The organism is Mesorhizobium sp. M2A.F.Ca.ET.067.02.1.1 (genome assembly GCF_004023285.1).
Lineage (GTDB): Bacteria > Pseudomonadota > Alphaproteobacteria > Rhizobiales > Rhizobiaceae > Mesorhizobium.
This window is the reverse complement of record NZ_RZSB01000618.1, coordinates 1-3,634: the sequence shown is the minus strand read 5'-3', so window position 1 is coordinate 3,634 and position 3,634 is coordinate 1. Positions and strand designations below refer to the sequence as shown.

Annotated in this window: 4 protein-coding genes; 1 reads left to right on the top strand and 3 read right to left on the bottom strand. The window is 63.2% G+C overall.

The window, feature by feature from the left end:
* Nucleotides 1–2,299 (bottom strand): phage tail tape measure protein (locus EOA28_RS28735; protein WP_210214967.1); only part of this gene is annotated, 2,299 nt, incomplete at its 3' end.
* Nucleotides 2,299–2,940 (bottom strand): DUF6441 family protein, encoded by a 642-nt coding sequence (locus EOA28_RS28730; RefSeq protein ID WP_128315531.1) that lies wholly within the window; start codon nucleotides 2,938–2,940, stop codon nucleotides 2,299–2,301. The genes EOA28_RS28735 and EOA28_RS28730, both read right to left, overlap by 1 nt.
* A 49-nt stretch (nucleotides 2,941–2,989) precedes the next feature.
* Here EOA28_RS28730 and EOA28_RS28725 point away from each other — a divergent pair, with 49 nt between their 5' ends.
* On the top strand, nucleotides 2,990–3,358 hold the full coding sequence (locus EOA28_RS28725; protein WP_128315530.1) for a hypothetical protein: 369 nt from the start codon (nucleotides 2,990–2,992) through the stop codon (nucleotides 3,356–3,358).
* Here EOA28_RS28725 and EOA28_RS39080 read toward each other — a convergent pair.
* The coding region (locus EOA28_RS39080; RefSeq protein ID WP_189342227.1) for a hypothetical protein at nucleotides 3,359–3,634 on the bottom strand (276 nt) is incomplete at its 5' end. It abuts the gene before it with no gap.

The following is a 3,634-nucleotide window of genomic DNA, read 5'->3' as shown; positions in this document are numbered from 1 at the left end:
AGATCGCGCTTTGAACTTGCGCGGCAACTGAGTTCACCACACCGAGCAGGGCAGTGAAGCCGCTCTGCACCAGGGTGCCGATGCCGGCCATGATTTGCTGGATCGCGGCCTGCGCCTGACGGAACGGTTGGACAAGAGCCTCGGCGAGCGCTTCGGCGCCCTTGATATCGCCGGCCACCTCCGTTGCCGTCTGGATTGCCGAAGCAATGTCCTTCGCTGCCTGAACGACCGTGCTGACGGCATCGGTGAAAAGGCTGGAAAGGCCGCTGGCGAGCGTGCTGATCGCTGTCGAAACGGCATCGAAGACAGTCGAAGCGGTGGTTGCGATCGTGTTGAACGCCGTCGTGGCGGCGCCGGAAATGGCCGTCCAAACGGTCGAACCAGCATTGACGATTGCAGTCCAGGCCGGGGCGAGAAGGCCGCCGAGTGCGAGCGCGCTTTGGACAATGAGGCCAAAGGCGGTCGCCGCCGCGGCTGAAATCTGCGACCAGATCGCATTGGCGCCGGCCGCAATCGTGCCCCATGACGGCGTCAACTGCGCGACGAGGCCGGCAACCTGCTGGACAACGCTCTGGACGAAGGCTCCGACAAATGCCCCGGCACCCAGCAGCGCCGTGCCGATGCCCTCGATGGCCAGCTTGAACGCCTGCACCAAGATTTCGCCCGCCTGCTTTCCGGCCGCCACCAAACCCTCGAACAGCGCGGCGAGGTTTTCGGCGCTGAACAGGCCTTCGATCGCGGCCAGCGCCGTCTTCGCCGCCGCGACGATGTCATCCCAGAAGACGAAAATCGCCGCTGCGGCGCCAACAAGTGCCGCGACGATGAGGGCCGGCCATCCGACCAGCACGCCGATCAGGCCGATGAAATCGCCGGCCCCGGTGATGATGGCGCCAAAGAAGGCGGTAGCGGAAGCAATGACGCCTTCGCTGAACATCGTCGCGACGACAGCGCCGATCAGGCGCAACGCGCTGACCACCACACCGGACGCCGACGCGATCAACCGGAAGACGCCGAGCAATTGCAGCAGCGCCGCGCCGATCAGCAGTTCGCCGCCGGTGATGTTGGTGCCGAAGACGGCGTTTAGTGCTTCGGCGACCTTCTGGGCGCCGTCCCTGATCCCTTTGAACAGCGGCAGCACGACATTGTTGACGACAGCGGCAACATCGCGGCCGAACTGCAGGATCGCGTCGCGCCAGATGAGTATCCAAGGATTGCGCACGCGGTCATCTTTGCCGATCAGGGCAAAGAGCAGGTCGCGGATACCTTCCAGGATCTTCTGATTGAGCGCTCGGCCGAAGGCGAGGATAGCATCCTTGTTCTGAACGATGATATCACGCAGGCCGGCGGCAAGGGCCGTGACGCCCGGCGCGAAGATTAGGCCGAGCTGGTCGCGGATACCTTTGGTCGCGGCGGAAACCTCGTCCAGCGTGTCGCCGAGCGCATCGCCGATATCGGCCTGCGACTTGGTGAAGGTGATGCCGAGGCGTTCGGCCTCTTTGCCGAGCTGCTTGATGCCTTCCCTACCTTGGTTGAGGAACGGGATAAGCTGGACGCCGGCCTTGCCGAACAGTTCGATCGCCAGCGCGCTCTTGCGCGGGCCGTCGGGCATCTTCGAAAACGTGTCGGCCAGATCGCCGATGATGTCCTCGGTGGAGCGCAGATTGCCCTGCGCGTCCTTGACCTTGATCCCGAGGTCCTTGAAGACATTGCCGCTCTGCTTGACCTGGTTGGCAGTCTTTTTCACCGTGCTGCCGAAGCGTGTGACGGTAACGCCCAGATCGCTGAACGTCTGGGTCGTGAAGCCCGCGCCTTCGACGATATTGGCTTGCGCCTCGCCGAGCGCGCCGGCCGCCTTGTTCCCTTCGCTGGCCGCTTCCGAAATCGCCTTGTTCAGGCGCGACATGCCGGCAATGAACTGATCCTGATCGACATCGGCCTGCTTGGCAGCGAAGGACAGCCGGCCATAGGCATCGACCTGCAGACCGGTCTTTTCGGCAGCCTTGCCGGCCTGGTCGGCGGCCTCGGCACCGGATTTCGCGAGTTCGAATACAGCAGCCGTAGCGCCTGCTGCGGCCGCGCCGAGGCCGGCACCGAGAAGAGCAAGGCGCTGGCCGACGACGGCCAGGTCGCTGCCGAAATTCTTGATGCTGGCGCCGAACTGGGCGAGATCAGCCTTGAGCGCGGCGGCCTGGATTTGGGCAAACGCCTGCTCGCCGGCGTCGCCAAGCGCCTTCAGCTGGTTCTTGATCGCATCGCCGCCTTCAAGGGCAATGCGCTGGACGATGGTGTTTTTTGCCATCAATCGACCTTCAGATGCTTCAGGTACAATTCACCAAGGCGCGCTGCCGCGCGTTCTGTAATTTCGCGGATCGAGAAGCGGTCGCGGATGTTCACGCGCTCGATGCCGATGAAGAGGGGAACCAGTGTCGAGGGCGCCCCAGCACCGCCGCGCTTGAGAGCGGAGAGCGTGACTTTGCTCTTGTTCGCCTGGCCGCGGCGGTTGGTGGCGATGCGGCCGGCCAGCAGCGGAGGTTTGCCCGGCCGCTCGATTGAGACCAGCGGGCCGATCGTCTTGACGTAGAGGGCGGGCGTCATTTTCGACCGGCCTGCACGCTTTGGTGCCGTAGGCAAGGGCAGCCAAAGCCTTGGCTTGCCGCCAATCGCTCCGCCCTTTTCGAAGATGCCGGCGTAGACGATTTTGTGCCAGATGTAGGCGCTGGCCTCCATCGAATAGCGCTTGCTCGGATAGACCTGGGTCCGAAGCGCGTTCTGCCACTTTTTGGAGAAGCCAGCGGCGCCGATGTCGGCCCTGCCTTCACGCTTGACGATGTCGACGGCTTCGGAAATGGCCGAGGTGCCGGCAAAAGCGACGGGATCTTTCATGGCCGCCATCGCGGCGGCGAATTCCTGTCGCTTGTAGCTATACCGGATTCGCGCCATTTGCCCTTCACCCTGACCTGTGCTTGTATTTCAGCGGGAGGGGCTTCCGATGAAATATACCGGACTATTGCTTGCGCTTGCCGTGACCACTGCCGCGGCCGGCGAACAGGTCATGATCGACCCGACTGAATTCATGGTGGCGTGGCCCGATCTGGTCGGCCGCGATGTCGTCATCACCAAGGGTCGCGTCGCCGCCGCCAGCGATGCCTTCATGGTGCTTCAGCTACCGGGCGGCACCGTTACCCTGATGCCGCCCTGGAAGGATCGTGACGACCTTCGTCCCCTATTCGAGCACTGCACCAGCGTCATCACCGACGACCGCTGCGATGTTGCTGCAGAAGGCACGGTCGGCAAGATGCTGGTCGGCAACGGGCCGCAGTTGAAGGGCGTCGATTTCTTCAAGCCGGCAGGGCAATGATCAGTCGCGCTCGGCGTCTTTAAGGATCTTCTTGACATCCTTAGGATCGCCGCGCGCTCCCATTGCGGAGGCGGCCAGGGCTTCGGCAAATTGCCGCTTCCTGATCTTATTGGAGAAGTGCAGGCGTCCGATCAGTTCCCGCGGCGTTGCGTTCCAGAGGCGGTCTTCGTCTTGCCCGCGCTCTGCGAGTTCAATGATGACTTCGGCGATTTCGTAGCCAGCGCCTTTTGCAATGCTCCGGCCCCGCCACCTTTGACCGACAGCATGGCCGTCAGC

Coding starts and splice junctions, on each gene's coding strand:
- EOA28_RS28725 (WP_128315530.1), top strand. CDS start 2,990: ATGAAATATACCGGACTATTGCTTGCGCTTGCCGTGACCACTGCCGCG.
- EOA28_RS28730 (WP_128315531.1), bottom strand. CDS start 2,940: ATGGCGCGAATCCGGTATAGCTACAAGCGACAGGAATTCGCCGCCGCG.